Source organism: Paracoccus pacificus (genome assembly GCF_042680785.1).
Classification (GTDB): Bacteria; Pseudomonadota; Alphaproteobacteria; order Rhodobacterales; family Rhodobacteraceae; genus Paracoccus; species Paracoccus pacificus.
The window spans coordinates 1-13586 of record NZ_JBHUEN010000052.1; the positions used below are offsets into that span (position 1 = coordinate 1).

At 62.9% G+C, this 13586-nt stretch carries 16 protein-coding genes and 1 pseudogene; 9 read left to right on the plus strand and 8 right to left on the minus strand.

Going from position 1 to position 13586, the window contains the following annotated elements; genetic code table 11:
- The 3 genes from ACFSCT_RS17850 to ACFSCT_RS17860 form a co-directional block, all read left to right on the plus strand.
- Positions 1-722, plus strand: a 722-nt coding sequence (locus ACFSCT_RS17850; RefSeq protein ID WP_379145075.1) for a hypothetical protein, incomplete at its 5' end; no start/stop codon positions are given.
- Positions 723-801: 79 nt separating this feature from the next.
- Entirely contained in the window at positions 802-1032 is a 231-nt protein-coding gene (locus ACFSCT_RS17855; protein ID WP_379145076.1) for an AbrB/MazE/SpoVT family DNA-binding domain-containing protein, read from the plus strand.
- Entirely contained in the window at positions 1022-1429 is a 408-nt protein-coding gene (locus ACFSCT_RS17860; RefSeq protein WP_379145078.1) for a PIN domain-containing protein, read from the plus strand. Before ACFSCT_RS17855 ends, ACFSCT_RS17860 begins: the two co-directional genes overlap by 11 nt.
- A gap of 600 nt (positions 1430-2029) precedes the next feature.
- Here the strand turns inward: ACFSCT_RS17860 and ACFSCT_RS17865 are convergent.
- Positions 2030-4393: a heavy metal translocating P-type ATPase gene (locus ACFSCT_RS17865; protein WP_379145081.1), complete on the minus strand. Its 2364-nt coding sequence runs from the start codon at positions 4391-4393 to the stop codon at positions 2030-2032.
- A gap of 100 nt (positions 4394-4493) precedes the next feature.
- Here ACFSCT_RS17865 and ACFSCT_RS17870 point away from each other — a divergent pair, with 100 nt between their 5' ends.
- From ACFSCT_RS17870 to ACFSCT_RS17890, 5 genes are all read left to right on the plus strand, one after another.
- On the plus strand, positions 4494-4775 hold the full coding sequence (locus tag ACFSCT_RS17870) for a metal-sensitive transcriptional regulator (protein ID WP_379145082.1): 282 nt from the start codon (positions 4494-4496) through the stop codon (positions 4773-4775).
- Positions 4775-5098 carry a hypothetical protein gene (locus ACFSCT_RS17875; RefSeq protein WP_379145084.1) on the plus strand — a complete coding sequence of 108 codons (324 nt, stop codon included), beginning with the start codon at positions 4775-4777 and terminating at the stop codon, positions 5096-5098. Before ACFSCT_RS17870 ends, ACFSCT_RS17875 begins: the two co-directional genes overlap by 1 nt.
- A 93-nt stretch (positions 5099-5191) precedes the next feature.
- A complete protein-coding gene (locus ACFSCT_RS17880) occupies positions 5192-5671 on the plus strand; it encodes a DUF411 domain-containing protein (protein WP_379145086.1) in 480 nt (159 codons plus the stop codon).
- A 3-nt stretch (positions 5672-5674) separates the two neighbouring features.
- On the plus strand, positions 5675-6130 hold the full coding sequence (locus ACFSCT_RS17885; RefSeq protein ID WP_379145088.1) for a c-type cytochrome: 456 nt from the start codon (positions 5675-5677) through the stop codon (positions 6128-6130).
- A gap of 38 nt (positions 6131-6168) precedes the next feature.
- Positions 6169-6441 (plus strand): hypothetical protein, encoded by a 273-nt coding sequence (locus ACFSCT_RS17890; protein ID WP_379145089.1) that lies wholly within the window; start codon positions 6169-6171, stop codon positions 6439-6441.
- Positions 6442-6468: 27 nt separating this feature from the next.
- Here the strand turns inward: ACFSCT_RS17890 and ACFSCT_RS17895 are convergent, their stop codons facing one another.
- The 4 genes from ACFSCT_RS17895 to ACFSCT_RS17910 all read right to left on the minus strand — a co-directional run bounded on the left by ACFSCT_RS17895 (position 6469) and on the right by ACFSCT_RS17910 (position 9819).
- The gene (locus ACFSCT_RS17895; RefSeq protein WP_010400331.1) at positions 6469-7119 is read right to left on the minus strand and encodes a L,D-transpeptidase; all 651 of its coding nucleotides are present in this window, start codon (positions 7117-7119) and stop codon (positions 6469-6471) included.
- 81 nt (positions 7120-7200) lie between these two features.
- Positions 7201-7653, minus strand: coding sequence for a DUF305 domain-containing protein (locus ACFSCT_RS17900; protein WP_010400332.1), 453 nt, complete (start codon positions 7651-7653; stop codon positions 7201-7203).
- 93 nt (positions 7654-7746) lie between these two features.
- Positions 7747-8361, minus strand: a complete 615-nt coding sequence (locus ACFSCT_RS17905; protein WP_379145090.1) for a DsbA family protein — start codon at positions 8359-8361, stop codon at positions 7747-7749.
- A gap of 12 nt (positions 8362-8373) precedes the next feature.
- Entirely contained in the window at positions 8374-9819 is a 1446-nt protein-coding gene (locus tag ACFSCT_RS17910; RefSeq protein WP_379145092.1) for a multicopper oxidase family protein, read from the minus strand.
- Positions 9820-10521: 702 nt separating this feature from the next.
- On the opposite strand from ACFSCT_RS17910, the pseudogene ACFSCT_RS17915 reads away from it, so the two are divergent.
- A pseudogene (locus ACFSCT_RS17915) lies at positions 10522-10975 on the plus strand (Arm DNA-binding domain-containing protein); the annotation flags it as partial.
- Positions 10976-11151: 176 nt separating this feature from the next.
- Here ACFSCT_RS17915 and ACFSCT_RS17920 read toward each other — a convergent pair.
- From ACFSCT_RS17920 to eno, 3 genes are all read right to left on the minus strand, one after another.
- Complete coding sequence (locus ACFSCT_RS17920) at positions 11152-11784, minus strand: tyrosine-type recombinase/integrase (RefSeq protein WP_243784585.1); 633 nt, start codon at positions 11782-11784, stop codon at positions 11152-11154.
- A gap of 73 nt (positions 11785-11857) precedes the next feature.
- Positions 11858-12070 (minus strand): hypothetical protein, encoded by a 213-nt coding sequence (locus ACFSCT_RS17925; protein ID WP_323032852.1) that lies wholly within the window; start codon positions 12068-12070, stop codon positions 11858-11860.
- A gap of 224 nt (positions 12071-12294) precedes the next feature.
- Positions 12295-13569 carry a phosphopyruvate hydratase gene (eno, locus tag ACFSCT_RS17930; protein WP_243784587.1) on the minus strand — a complete coding sequence of 425 codons (1275 nt, stop codon included), beginning with the start codon at positions 13567-13569 and terminating at the stop codon, positions 12295-12297.
- Positions 13570-13586: the final 17 nt, after the last annotated feature.

Consider the following 13586-nt stretch of genomic DNA (forward strand, 5'->3'; position numbering starts at 1 on the left):
CGGGCGGTCGCAGTCCCCGCTTCAAGCCGCTGATCTCGTCCGTTCAGAGGAATTCAGTGAAAAATCGAGGTGCCCACAAGGTCATCGGGCCGGATGGCTCAAAGGAAATGACGGCGCAGATCGGCGCGGCCGCAGAGAAGGCAGGTCTCGATCCGATCGTGATCCAGTCCCGGATGGTGACCGGAGCCGCAAATGCCTGGCAGGAGCGCGAATGGATCAAGGCCGATATTCTGGCTGTGGCCGACGCGAAGAAGATCGAACTGTCTTCTGATGACGGGCGGGGCAGGGCGGCCGATCTGGTCGATACCTTCTATGCGGCGGCTGCCCGCACGATTTCCCGCGCGGTACCGATCGAGCAGGAAGCCACGAGTGACAAGCTGACCCGCGCGCTGTCCGCCATGGCCGATTCCCATGCCCAGCACGGCAAGGTCGAGTTCCAGAATGACGAGCATGCCGCCCGCTTCGGTTTCGACTTCCGCGAACGTTATGGCGAGAATGCCATGGCGCGGCTCGCGACGGGTGACACCAACGCCCTGGCCGTTGACTTCCCTGATGCGGGTCAGCGTCGGGCGATCGCGCGGGCTGTGGCCGCGGCGGGCGAATCCCATCAGTCAGTCGGCATGACCCTCGCCCAGACCCGGCAGGTCAAAGAGAAGATGGCCGAGCAGGAGGCCGACGAGCATCACGTCTCAAGTCGCAAGGACTTCGGTCACGAGTTGTAATCGCAACGCCGATTGAACCGCCGGCCATCAAGATATACATTCTTAGCGATGTGTATCATTCAGCAAGAGGCCGGAAGCCATGCAAATTGCGAAATGGGGCAACTCTCTGGCCGTCCGCCTACCTGCGCGGATGGTCCAGCAGCTCGGGTTGAAGGCGGGCGACGAGATCGAGATTACCGCGGCCGATGCCGGGCATTTTGAGGTTCATCGACGCCGTGACCCCGAAGAAATCCTGGCTCGCCTGCGCGAGTTTCGCGGATTGATGCCCGAGGGCTATCGGTTCGACCGGGACGAGGCGAATGCCAGGTAGGTTCTTCGACACGAACGTCCTGCTTTATCTGCTCTCTGACGACCACACCAAGGCTGACATTGCCGAAGGGCTGTTGCGTGACGGTGGAACCGTCAGCGTGCAGGTGCTGAACGAGATCGCGAATGTCACGCAGCGGAAGTTCAGGATGAGCTGGTCGCAGAGCGATGAATTTCTGCTCATGATCCGGGAATTTTTGACCGTCGAGCCGCTGACCTATGAGACGCATGATCTGGGCATTGCCCTGGCGCGGAAGCACGCGCTGTCGGTCTATGACGCGATGATCGTCGCGGCGGGGCTGCTGGCTGGCTGTGACACCCTGCTTTCCGAGGACATGCAGGATGGATTCAGGACGGCCGACAGGATCACGATCCGTAATCCATTCGCCGCGCAAATATGATCCGCGCAGCTATCTATAATGGATCGCCATGTGATCACCCGTCCAGCTTAGGTGCAGGGTCGGCGTGTTTTCCCTCGCTGGCCTATGAAAGTTTGGGCGGAGAGCCGACTTGCGGCAGTGCGGCGCAGCATTGGCAACAATCTGTATAAGCCGACATTCAGGGGCAAGATCACGAGAGACCGGCACGAGCTACTGGTCGGGCGGGATTTGCACCTACAACCTTCAGGTTATGAGCAGATCAGAGGCGAAATTCGGGCACCCCGTAATTTCAGTATGTTACGGGACAATCGATTGATTTATTGCGATTTCCATGGCGACGCTCAACTGCATTGAGCGACATCTGACGGAACAACCTGCACGAGAACTGCAGCCAAGGGTTGAGGTGGCGTTGAGGTAGATGATTTTTCCAGCATCGTAAGTCTGACAACATAAGTGCGGCCCATGCGTTGCCAGCAAGAGAGGGCCCGCTGAGAAGAAAACTCACATCTCCAACGGTTGTCGTTTATGTAGTCGCCCTGATGGAAAGCCGCGTCATCTGTTTTGGACTACCCTGATCGGGCTGAAACCGAAATTTCAAACCCACACGCCACCTCCTCAACCTTATAGCTTCACCCGTTTCAGCCTCAGCGCATTGGCGATGACCGAGACCGAGGACAGCGACATGGCGGCGGCGGCAATCATCGGTGACAGCAATATTCCGAAGAACGGATACAGCAGACCGGCGGCAACCGGGATGCCAGCCGTGTTATAGGCGAAGGCGAAGAACAGGTTCTGGCGGATATTGCGCATGGTGGCCACGGCCAGCTTGCGGGCGCGGACGATGCCGGTCAGGTCGCCGCCCAGCAGGGTCAGCCCGGCGCTTTCGACCGCCACATCGGCGCCAGTGCCCATGGCGATGCCCACATCCGCCGCAGCCAGCGCGGGCGCGTCGTTTACCCCGTCGCCCGCCATGGCGACCTTGTTCCCCTTGCCGCGCAGCCCGTCGATCAGATCCTTCTTGCCCTCAGGCAGCATCCCGGCGCGGACCTCGTCGATGCCCAGCTTGCTCGCCACCGCCTGCGCCGTGCGTTCGTTGTCGCCGGTTGCCATGATCACCTTGATGCCCAGATCGTGCAACTCGCGGATCGCCGCCTCGGCAGTTGGCTTGATCGGGTCGGCCACGGCGACCAGACCGGCCAGCCTGCCATCCAGCGACACGAACATGGCGGTCTTGCCCTCGCCGCGCAGGCGGTCGGCAGTGTCCTCGCCGGTGTCGCAGTCGATCCCAAGCGAGGTCATCAGCGCGTTATTGCCAAGCGCCACGTCGCGGCCGTCGACCTTGCCGATCACCCCCTTGCCGGTGATAGCTTCGAACTCCTCGCCATTACCAAGGCTCAACCCGCGCGTTTTTGCGCCTTCGACAATGGCTTCGGCCAGCGGGTGTTCCGAGGCCCGTTCCAGCGCCGCCGCAGCACCGAGCAACTCGCCCTCGGGCACGTCACCGAAGCTGGTCACATCGGTCAGTGCAGGCTTGCCTTCGGTCAGCGTGCCGGTCTTGTCAACGATCAGCGTATCGACCTCGGCCATCAGCTCCAGCGCCTCGGCATTCTTCACCAGCACGCCCGCCTGCGCGCCGCGCCCCGCCGCCGTGGTGATGGAAATCGGCGTCGCCAGCCCAAGCGCACAGGGACAGGCGATGATCAGCACCGAGACCGCCGAGGCGATGGCGAAGACATATGAGGGGCTGGGGCCGAAGATCAGCCAGACGATGAAGGCCAGCACCGCGATCACCACCACCGTCGGCACGAAGATCGCTGACACCCGGTCGGCCAGCCCTTGAATCGGCGCCTTGGACCGCCGCGCCCCGGCCACCATCTGCACGATCTGCGACAGCACCGTATCGGCGCCGACATCGGTGGCGCGGATCGCCAGCGTGCCGTTCTTGTTGATCGTGCCGCCGGTCACGCGGTCGCCCTGCACCTTCTCGACCGGCACCGGCTCGCCGGTGATCATGCTTTCGTCGACGGAGGACCGCCCCTCGACCACCTCGCCATCGACCGGCACGCTATCGCCGGGCCGCACGCGCAAGAGGTCCCCGGCCGTGATGTTTTCCAGCGGCGCGTCATATTCCGTGCCATCGGGCAGGATGCGCCGCGCCGTCTTGGGCGCCAGATCCATCAGTGCCCGGATCGCATCACCGGTGCGTTCCCGCGCCCTGAGTTCCAGTACCTGCCCGACAAAGACCAGGGCAACGATGACCACCGCAGCCTCGTAATAGGTGTCGACCATGCCGCCCATTCGGTATTCCTCGGGAAAGATGCCCGGCAGGAAGGTGGCGAAGAGCGAATAGAGATAGGCCGCGCCGACACCCAGCGAGATCAGCGTCCACATGTTCGGTGAGCGGTTTTTGAAGGAATCCAACCCGCGCTGAAAGAAGGGCCGCGCCGCCCAGAGCACGATGGGCGTGGCTAACAGGAATTCCAGCCAGACGGCGGTGCGGTGCCCGATCCAGTCACGGACCGGGATGCCCACCATCTCGCCCATGGTCAGGATCAACAACGGCACCGCAGCGGCCACGCTGACCCAGAGCCGCCGGGTGAAATCGGTCAGTTCATGGCTGGGTTCATCCGAGGGAATCATCTGCTCCAAGGCCATGCCGCAGATTGGGCAGGCGCCGGGTTCGTCGCGGACGATCTCGGGATGCATCGGGCAGGTCCATTGCGTGCCCGCCGGGGCGGATTTTTCGACCTTGGCCGCCGCGCCCGAGGCGTAGAACCACGGGTCGCCGTCGAACTTCGACTGGCAACCGTCCGAGCAGAAATAGAACGTCTGTCCCTCATAGTCGCGGTGCCGGGCCTCGGGCTTGATCGTCACCTGCATCCCGCAAACCGGGTCGATGGCCTTACCGGGATCAGCCTGTGCCGGTGCGCCACCGTGTGTCCCGTGATCGTGATGCCCATGCGAATGATCGTGCTTGTGGTCCATGACTCTCTCCCGGCAGATACCTATAGGGGGTATATCAGACTTGCTCTATACCCCTTGAGGGTATAACACAAGCCGCAGATGTTGAAGTTCGGAGCCCTCCGTGGCGCATGACAAGCAGAACCGAGACGCGATCCTGAAGCGGCTTTCCCGCCTGAACGGTCAGGTGCAGGGCGTCTCGCGTATGGTCGAGGATCGGCGCTATTGCGTCGATATCCTGAACCAGACCGCCGCCATCCGGTCTGCCCTGCGCGGCGTCGAACGCCTGCTGATCGAGGATCACGCGCGAAGCTGCATGGAAGACGCGATCCAATCCGGCGATCAGGACCGGCAACGGGTGATGTTCCGCGAGGTCGTCGAACTGATGGAAAAGGTGCGCGACTGATGCGGTTGCTGCTGTCGGTCGTGCTTGCCGCCCTGCTGGCGGTGACGATGCCGCTGGCCCTGACCGGCGCCGCCTCGGCGGAGGCATCGCCGATGGCCTCGATGGCCGAAACATCCGCGTCGCCAGTCGCGCATGAATGCTGCACCACGCAGCCGGATTCTCCACATGGCGACTGTGCGGCCTGTGCCGCCATCGGCCATGCCGAAGTCACGCCGAACGCGGCCCGTTTGCCACGCCGCATCCGGCACATTCCCCCGCTGCAGGATATGAAATCCGCCAGGCCGCGCTTGCCGCGGCCCCCTCCGCGATCCGCTGCTCTCTGACGCCACATGGCCCGAGGGGCCACAAGCCGATCAACTGCGCCATGACAGGGATGAATGACCCTACGGCGCGCAACATCCTGAAGGACATCAGATATGAGCAATCATCACTTCTCGCGTCGCGGGGCGATCCTTGCGGTCGCGGCGATACTGTCGACAACCTCTACCCTTGCCTTTGCCGCCATCGGTTCGGACGAAAAGCCGAACCTGCTGAGTGTCACCAAGGACCCCGGCTGCGGCTGCTGCGGCGCCTGGGCCGATCTGGCCATCGAGGCGGGGTTCGAGGTGGAGATCACTGAGGCCAGCGACTATGTCGGCATGAAGCGCGACGCCGCTGTGCCCGAAAACCTGTGGTCCTGCCACACGACCCGGATCAGCGGCTATATCGTCGAGGGCCATGTGCCCTTCGCGGCCATAAGGCAGCTTCTGGAACAGCGCCCCGACATTACCGGGATCGCCGTGCCGGGGATGCCCGCCGGCTCGCCGGGCATGGGCGGCGGGGTCGAGGCCACCGCCGAGGTCATCGCCTGGGGCGGTATTGCCGGCAATGGGCGCGCCTTTCCGTTGGACGGGTAGCAGATGACACGCAACGCACTTATCCTCATCGCAGCGGTCGGTCTGGCCGCTGCGATCCTGATCATCTGGCGCGGCAGCGCGGCGACTGAGACAGCCGCGCAGGATCAGGCCGTGATCGCGCTTGGCCAGCGGCTCTACGTCGATAACTGCGCCAGTTGCCACGGCGCCGATCTGGAAGGCCAGCCGGACTGGCAGACCCCGCTGGCAAATGGCCGCTATCCGGCGCCCCCGCATGACGAGACCGGTCACACATGGCATCACGCCGACGCGCTTCTGGTACAGATCATTCGCGACGGCACGGCCGCCGTGGTCGGCGATGGGTATAAAAGTGACATGCCCGGCTTTTCCGATGTCATGAGCAACGCCGAGATCACCGCCGTTCTGACCTATATCAAATCCACCTGGCCCGAACGGGAACGTGCGATCCAGAGCCGTATCACCAAGGACAGCGCGCCGTGACACCCGGGCGCATCACCACCATAGCCAAGGAGTTTCCCATGCAGATAAGAACCGCCGCCATCGCCCTGACGCTGCTCATCCTTGCCGGATGCGCGGCCCAGACGCCCGATATCGCCGCCGAGGAAGCCTCGCCCTATCCGATCCCGAACGAGGTCGTCGCCATTGCCGGCCCTAACCAGGACCTGACAACGGCGCGGCTGGACCCGGCGGATGATTGCTATTGGTATTATCATGTCGGGCCGGTCGAAACGACGCTGGTGCCGCTGCGGGCGGCCAACGGCAACCATATCTGCAACGCGCGTACGTCCTGACGCCCGGCCTCGCCAGAGGGCGACCGTTCAGCTGATGGCCGTCACGCTGCCCTCCGGCGAATAGAGATAGGCGGTCGCGCCGATCTGGACGCGTGGATAGAGTCCGTTGATATGGGCCATGACCATGCGGACGCAGCCGGAACTGGCGCGGCTGCCGATCGAGGTCGGAAACGGCGTGCCGTGAATGCGCAGATAGGTGTCGCGCTCGCCGAGATAGAGATAAAGCGCCCGTGACCCGAGCGCATTCCGGGGACCGGGCTCCATGCCGTTTTCATACTGCGCATAGACCTCGGGTTCGCGCTCGATCATGTTCCTTGTCGGGGTCCAGTGCGGCCATTCGGCCTTGCGCTTTATTGTATAGGTCCCCGGCTCGTAAAGATCGCCCCGGCCGATGGCCACGCCGTAACGCATCGCCGTGCCGCCCTCTTCGATGTGGTAGAGGTATCGGGCCACGGCATCGACATGGATATCGCCCGGCACCAGACCGTCATTCGCGACAATCCGCTGCGGCAGGAAACGCTGGTGCAGGCCCCAAGGATTGGGGCCGCCGGCTTCCACCTCGGCATCCCAGGCGGCCTTCTGCGCCGCGTCGGGCCAGGTCGAGGCCATAAGCGGGCTGGCGGCGGAGGCCGCGAACAGCGCCGTCGTCGTTCGGATGAAATGTCTGCGTGTCAGCATGTGATTGCTCCTCGTAATGGTTGTACCTTCAGATGAATGCGGCAAGCGCAGCGGGATCCGCGATTGCCGAACCGTATCGCATCAGCGCCCATCGACCTCGGGCGTCGCCGCTGGCCCGCCTTCCAGATCGGCGATCAGCGCCTTCATCTCCGCGATTTCCAGCGTCTGGGCCTCGATGATGCTGTCCGCCAGCGCCCGCACGCGAGGATCCGAGATATCCGCGCGGGTGGATGTCAGGATCGCAATCGAGTGATGCGGAATCATCGCCTTCATCCAGGCGGTATCATCGACCGTTGCCTGACTGCGAACCAGAAACAGGCCGAGGGCAAAGGCCAGAATTGAAAGGCCTGCGACGGTCATATTGGCGCGCTGGTTGCGATACATCCCAAGCATGAAGGCCAGCATGATCAGCGCCATGGCGCCGCCCATGTAAAGCGCCATCCACATCCGGGTCTGGCTGAAAAAGACATGATCCATCGCCCAGGTGTTCAGATACATCAGCCCGAACATGATCACCGTCGAGGTAGCGATCATCGCCGCAAAACGGCCATAGCTTCCGCCGCTCTGGCTTCCGTGGCTATTGTGTCGATCAGAATTATCCATAGCGTTGTCCTTTCGTGAAATGCTTCAATTGCCACGCGAGGCCGCAACCAGTTCGGCCAGTTCCGTTGATGAAATGGCGCCAAAGCGCGAATCCGATCCGGCGATGAAGGTGGGTGTGCCGACAAGCCCCATCGCCTCGGCCAGCGCATTGGACTGCTGGATATGTTGGGCAATCTCCGGGCCGCCCATATCGCGCTGCAACTGCTGAGTGTCTAAACCCATGGATCGCGCAACACGCAGGACGCTGGCCCTTTCGGCCCGGGGTTTCTGACTCATCAAGGCGCGATGAAAGTCGGCGTAGCGGCCCTGCTTGCGCGACGCCAGCGCCGCGCGGGCCGCGAAAACCGAACCCTCGCCAAAGACCGGCCATTCCCGCAGTACCATTCGCAACCCGGGATCCGCTGCGAGAACCGCATCCACCACCGGCATCATCGCGCGGCAGAATTGGCAATTGTAATCGAAGAACTCGATCAGAGTTGCATCGCCGTCAGGATTGCCGAAGATCGGAGCATTCGCGTCACGTTCAAGCTGGCTGCGGAATTCGGGTGGCAGCGAGTGACCGGACCACGCCAGACGAGGGGCGATGGCCATCGCCGGGGCCGCAAGGGCCAGTGTCAGGATCATGCGTCGCTGAAACATGCTGCTTCTCCTTCACGCCGAGACCGCGAACGTCGTCATCATGCCGCTGGCAAGATGCGGCATGTGGTGACAATGCAGCATCCATTCCGCCGCCTCGCCCGCATCCAGCGCCACCGTGACCATCGACATGGGCGGCACATAGACCGTGTCGCGCAATGCACCGGAAAACCGTCTGCCATTGATCGCGACGACCTGGAAATGATGGCCGTGCAGATGCATCGGATGGCCCATCATGGACATGTTGTGGAACATGATCTCGACCCGCTGGCCTGCTTTGGCCGTAACCGGAATCCGATCCTCGAACACGCGGTCATTGATGGTCCAGCGGTAGGGCTGCATCTGCCCGCCCAGCATCACCGTGGGCGCGACATCGGCAGTTCGTTCCGTCAGCGGAGCAACGGCCCGCAAGGCGGCTTCCTGCGCAAGGTCGATATCGAACGCAGGTGCCGCATCGTCGGCCATTCCGAGCATGACCGGCACCTTGGCGCCAGACGTCGCAAGGATCAGACCGGTGCGCTCATGCGAGCCTTCGCGCAGCGCAAGGACTGGCCATGCGCCGCCTGCGGGCAGGTCAAGCTCGATATCCAGACGCTGACCCATGGCCAGACCGAAGCGCTTTCCTGACAGGGGCTGCACCGGCTGGCCGTCCACGGCAACAAGCCGACCCGGGACCTCGCCGCTGTCGATCCAGAACACCGTGGCAGCAGCCCCGTTGATGACCCGCAGCAGGATACGGCCGCCCTTCTCGACCTGCACGACCTCTGGGTCGCTCAGGGTGCGGTCATTCGCCAGATAGGCATCGAAATCGAAGTCGTTCAGGTCCATCTGCATCCCGCTCATACCGGCCATGGTCATGCCACCCATTTCCGACATCCCGTTCATGGGCATGCCGCCACCCATGTCGTGACCGGCATGGGGATCGGCTGGTTGCGACATTTCGGCTTCGGCGGCCTCGTCATGCCCCTTTCCCGAGCGGATTTCTTCCAGCACCTCTTCCGGCGAGCGGAACGAAAAGTCGTGAAGGAACATGGTGACCTCTTGCCGATCAGCTCGCAGATCCTCGGGGCGGCGGACGATCAGGGGTGCGGCCAGCAACTGCATCTCCTGAATGGGCACATGGCTGTGCATCCAGTGCGTGCCTGCTGCGGCCTCAAAATCATAGGCACGCGTCTCTCCTGGCTGCAGCAGCGGCATCGGCATATCGGGAACGCCGTCTTGCGCGTTCGGCGGGATCTGTCCATGCCAATGAATGATCGTCGGCTCGGTCAGATCATTGGTCAGGTCGAGCAGGAAACGCTGGCCCGGATCCAGTATCAACCCGGGCGTTCCGTTGCCGTTGATCAGCCCGAAAACCGCGGCGGCGCGGCCATCAATGTCAAGCGTGCGCGTCGTTGCCTGCAATGCCAGCGCGGCTGGCTGCGCAAAGCCCGCGCGCGGGATGGCAAAAGCTGTGGCCATGGCAGCGGATGCGGTCAGAAAGCCGCGGCGATTCAGTGTGCAAGTCATATGAATAATCCATCAGACCCCGTAGGGCGAACCATGTTCGGCACCTTGAAAGGTGCGGCAAGCAAGTGTTCAGATGGATTTCGGAGGGCGGTATCCGGGGCCGACCAGACGGCCCTCACGTGTCACCGCAATAGAGTGCCACTTCAGCGAATGCTCAGTCTCAACAGGCGCAAGTTGCGCGGCAGCAAGCCACGGGGTGGGTGTGCCGACACATACAATCGCACAGGCATCGGTCATATCGTGCCGAGAAGGCTCTCCTGAATAACCGTGCTCATGCCCGGTTGTATCGCCGGGATGGCTGATCGAAGCGACAACGTGATCGGTCGGCAGTCCGGCTGGGCCAGCACTTTGCCCATGCTCCGTCGCGCCCGCCAACACGAGCAGAACAACAAGCAGAAAACATATCGCGCGGCACATCATGTGGTTGAGTTGGAACCTATGAAACTAGCTTGACAATAAGCAGGACAGGCTTTCGTTGCAATTCACGGAGTAGTCAACAGAGGGTGTAGGTTTTTCCCTTCTGAGCCATTGACCGGCAGCCCTCCCCCTAGGTTCTGCCACCTTCCGCCTCCCCGCCGGGCTGACCGGCGATGTATGACTCGCGATGCGCGCGAGGCTGAGCCTCATGTGAGATGCAAGAAGGAGGCGCTGGGCATGGTGAAGCGATTGAGGCTGAACGAGAAATCGGTGCGGGAGGCCGCGCCGGAACCGGGCCGGGACTATCAGATCTTCGACAGCGAGGTGCGGGGCTTTGCCATCTGCGTCTACCGCTCGGGCAATCGGGCCTTCACGCTGGATTACCGCCATGCCGGGCGGCAACGGCGGATGACGCTGGGGCGCTGGCCGGAATGGTCGACGGCGGCGACGCGGGAACGGGCAAAGGAGCTGCGCCGCAACATCGATGCCGGTGGCGACCCGCTGGGCGTGAAGGAAGACGGGAGGGACGCGCCCGCAAGCTGCAGGGATCGAAATCAACGCCGGTGTGCGCCAACCGGGTCGGCGAGGTGCTCCGAAAGATGTTCACCTATGCGCAAAGCTGGGCTGGCGTGAGGACAATTCGGCATCGGGATTACGCCGCCGGATCGAGAACCAGCGCGAGCGGTTCCTGCCACTGGGGGATCAACAATCGTGGTCGGAAGTAAGTGGTTGCCGCTTTCCGTCAACGGGCCAACGTAAAATGCCGCGCCAAGCATGCAATGGCAGGTCTGGTGATTGCTGCAATGTAGCGCCGAACCGAGCGCAAAAGTCCGCTCTGGGCCGCCCTTGTCAAGGCGACCCCTCGCTTCAGATTTCTACGGCTTCAGCGATTGCGAGCGCGTCTTCCAGTTCGACGCCGAGATATCGCACCGTGCTGTCCATCTTGGTGTGCCCGAGCAACAATTGCACGGCGCGGAGATTGCCGGTCTTGCGGTAGATCTGCGCAACCTTGGTCCGGCGCATCGTATGGGTGCCATAGGATGTTGGCTCCAACCCTATCGACGTGACCCAATCGCGGACCAGCCGGGCATACTGACGGGTCGAGATGTGCGGCCTCTCGTGGAAGCGGCCCGGCCACAGATGTTCCGATCCGATCATCAGCGGGTTATCGAGCCAAGCCACAATCGATTTGCGCGTTCCCTCGGTGATCTCGAAGCGAACCGGTTTCCGGGTCTTGCTCTGGATGATCGAGGCCCGTTCCTTGACCTGGCCGGCCGCGTAAACATCAGCAACCCTGAGCCTCACGAGATCACAGCCCCGCAATTTGCTGTCGATGGCGAGGTTGAAGAGCGCCAGGTCGCGGACATTGGCGGCGATTTCGAGCCGGACCCTGATCGCCCAGACGTGCTTTGGCAGCAACGGTCGCTTCTGACCGACGATTCGGCCCTTGTTCCAGGCCGGACGGCAGGCGCGTATCGCGGGCAAGTTGTCGGTGGTCATGACACATCCTCCGATCCGCCTCGCGCCACCCATCGTCAGCATCTTGCTGACACCCCAGCATATCACAGGACACCTATTCCGAGAACGTGTTCCGGGTCGGCGCCAACGTCATCCAGTCTTTCCCTCCGAATGCTGCGAGGGCGAGATAAATCCGTCCTGCCGCAACGTCCGGCCGGAACAAGATCGTCAGGCGGTGCCCGGCGCCACCATGGCGCACTAGCCACCCATCAAGCGCTCCGCCAAGACGGACGCCGGATGCAGGATTGTCTTTGATCGCTTCCAGCATTGTGTCGACCTCATCCAGCCTTCGCAGCGCAGCGTTGGCGTCGGCTTTCCGGTCTTTCGGTTTATCTGAGCAAGCTTGGTCTGGCGCATTTAAGGGGTTCCATAGGGCGTCGGCTTCAGGCCAATGGATGTGACGCAATCCCGGACCAGCCGGGCAAACTGATGCGTCGAGATGTGCAAACGCTGGATGCAGTGGGGCACAGCAGCTCGCATGCCTGTTGGGTCTCAGCGCAGGATCGAGCGGCCGGCATACTGGGCGATCTCGCCCAGCATTTCCTCGATGCGAATCAGCTGGTTGTATTTCGCCAGCCGGTCCGAGCGGGCCAGCGACCCGGTCTTGATCTGGCCGCAATTGGTGGCCACGGCCAGGTCGGCGATGGTCGCATCCTCAGTCTCGCCCGAGCGGTGGCTCATCACCGACGTATAGCCCGCGCGGTCGGCCATGCGCACCGCGTCCAGCGTTTCCGACAGGGTGCCGATCTGGTTCACCTTCACCAGCAGCGAATTGCCGCAGCCGCGACGGATGCCCTCTTCCAGACGGTCGGGGTTGGTCACGAACAGGTCGTCGCCGACCAGTTGCACCGTGCCGCCCAGGCGCTCGGTCAGCAGTTTCCAGCCGTCCCAGTCATCCTCGGCGCAGCCATCCTCGATCGACAGGATCGGGTAATCTGCGCAGAGCGCGGCCAGATAGTCGACATTCTCGCCCGGCGTCAGCGATTTGCCTTCGCCCGCCATCTCGTATTTTCCGCCCTTGAAATACTCGGTCGAGGCGCAATCCAGCGCCAGCATGATGTCATCGCCGGGCGTGTAGCCGGCCTTTTCGACCGCGCGCAGGACGAAATCCAGCGCATCGCGGGTGCTGGAAAGGTTCGGGGCAAAACCGCCCTCGTCGCCGATCCCGGTCGAGAGACCCGCCGCCGACAGTTCCTTCTTCAGCGTGTGGAACACCTCGGACCCAATGCGCACCGCCTCGCGGATGTTCTCCGCGCTGACCGGCATGATCATGAATTCCTGGATGTCGATCGGGTTGTCGGCATGCTCGCCGCCATTGATGATGTTCATCATCGGCACCGGCAGCACATGCGCGCCCGTGCCGCCCACATAGCGGTAGAGCGGCTGGCCGGTCGCCTCGGCGGCGGCCTTGGCCACGGCCAGCGACACGCCGAGGATGGCATTGGCGCCAAGCCGGCCCTTGTTAGGCGTGCCGTCGAGTTCGCACATCATCCGGTCGATCGCCAGCTGCTCGGTCGCGTCCTCGCCGATCAGGTTCTCGGCGATCTCGCCATTCACCGAGGCCACGGCCTCGAGGACGCCCTTGCCCATGTAGCGCGCCTTGTCGCCATCGCGCTTTTCCACCGCCTCATGCGCGCCGGTCGAGGCACCCGAGGGCACGGCGGCGCGGCCGGTGGTGCCGTCCTCCAGCGTCACATCGACCTCGACGGTCGGGTTGCCACGGCTGTCGAGGATTTCGCGGGCGTAGATATCGATGATTGCGGACATGGCGGTTCCTTTCGTCA

Excerpts from the sequence above, each read along its gene's own strand:
- ACFSCT_RS17855 (WP_379145076.1), top strand. The coding sequence starts at position 802 with ATGCAAATTGCGAAATGGGGCAACTCTCTGGCCGTCCGCCTACCTGCG.
- ACFSCT_RS17860 (WP_379145078.1), top strand. The coding sequence starts at position 1,022 with ATGCCAGGTAGGTTCTTCGACACGAACGTCCTGCTTTATCTGCTCTCT.
- ACFSCT_RS17865 (WP_379145081.1), bottom strand. The coding sequence starts at position 4,393 with ATGGACCACAAGCACGATCATTCGCATGGGCATCACGATCACGGGACA.
- ACFSCT_RS17875 (WP_379145084.1), top strand. The coding sequence starts at position 4,775 with ATGCGGTTGCTGCTGTCGGTCGTGCTTGCCGCCCTGCTGGCGGTGACG.
- ACFSCT_RS17880 (WP_379145086.1), top strand. The coding sequence starts at position 5,192 with ATGAGCAATCATCACTTCTCGCGTCGCGGGGCGATCCTTGCGGTCGCG.
- ACFSCT_RS17885 (WP_379145088.1), top strand. The coding sequence starts at position 5,675 with ATGACACGCAACGCACTTATCCTCATCGCAGCGGTCGGTCTGGCCGCT.
- ACFSCT_RS17890 (WP_379145089.1), top strand. The coding sequence starts at position 6,169 with ATGCAGATAAGAACCGCCGCCATCGCCCTGACGCTGCTCATCCTTGCC.
- ACFSCT_RS17895 (WP_010400331.1), bottom strand. The coding sequence starts at position 7,119 with ATGCTGACACGCAGACATTTCATCCGAACGACGACGGCGCTGTTCGCG.
- ACFSCT_RS17900 (WP_010400332.1), bottom strand. The coding sequence starts at position 7,653 with ATGATCGCTACCTCGACGGTGATCATGTTCGGGCTGATGTATCTGAAC.
- ACFSCT_RS17905 (WP_379145090.1), bottom strand. The coding sequence starts at position 8,361 with ATGTTTCAGCGACGCATGATCCTGACACTGGCCCTTGCGGCCCCGGCG.
- ACFSCT_RS17910 (WP_379145092.1), bottom strand. The coding sequence starts at position 9,819 with ATGGCCACAGCTTTTGCCATCCCGCGCGCGGGCTTTGCGCAGCCAGCC.
- ACFSCT_RS17920 (WP_243784585.1), bottom strand. The coding sequence starts at position 11,784 with ATGACCACCGACAACTTGCCCGCGATACGCGCCTGCCGTCCGGCCTGG.
- ACFSCT_RS17925 (WP_323032852.1), bottom strand. The coding sequence starts at position 12,070 with ATGCTGGAAGCGATCAAAGACAATCCTGCATCCGGCGTCCGTCTTGGC.
- eno (WP_243784587.1), bottom strand. The coding sequence starts at position 13,569 with ATGTCCGCAATCATCGATATCTACGCCCGCGAAATCCTCGACAGCCGT.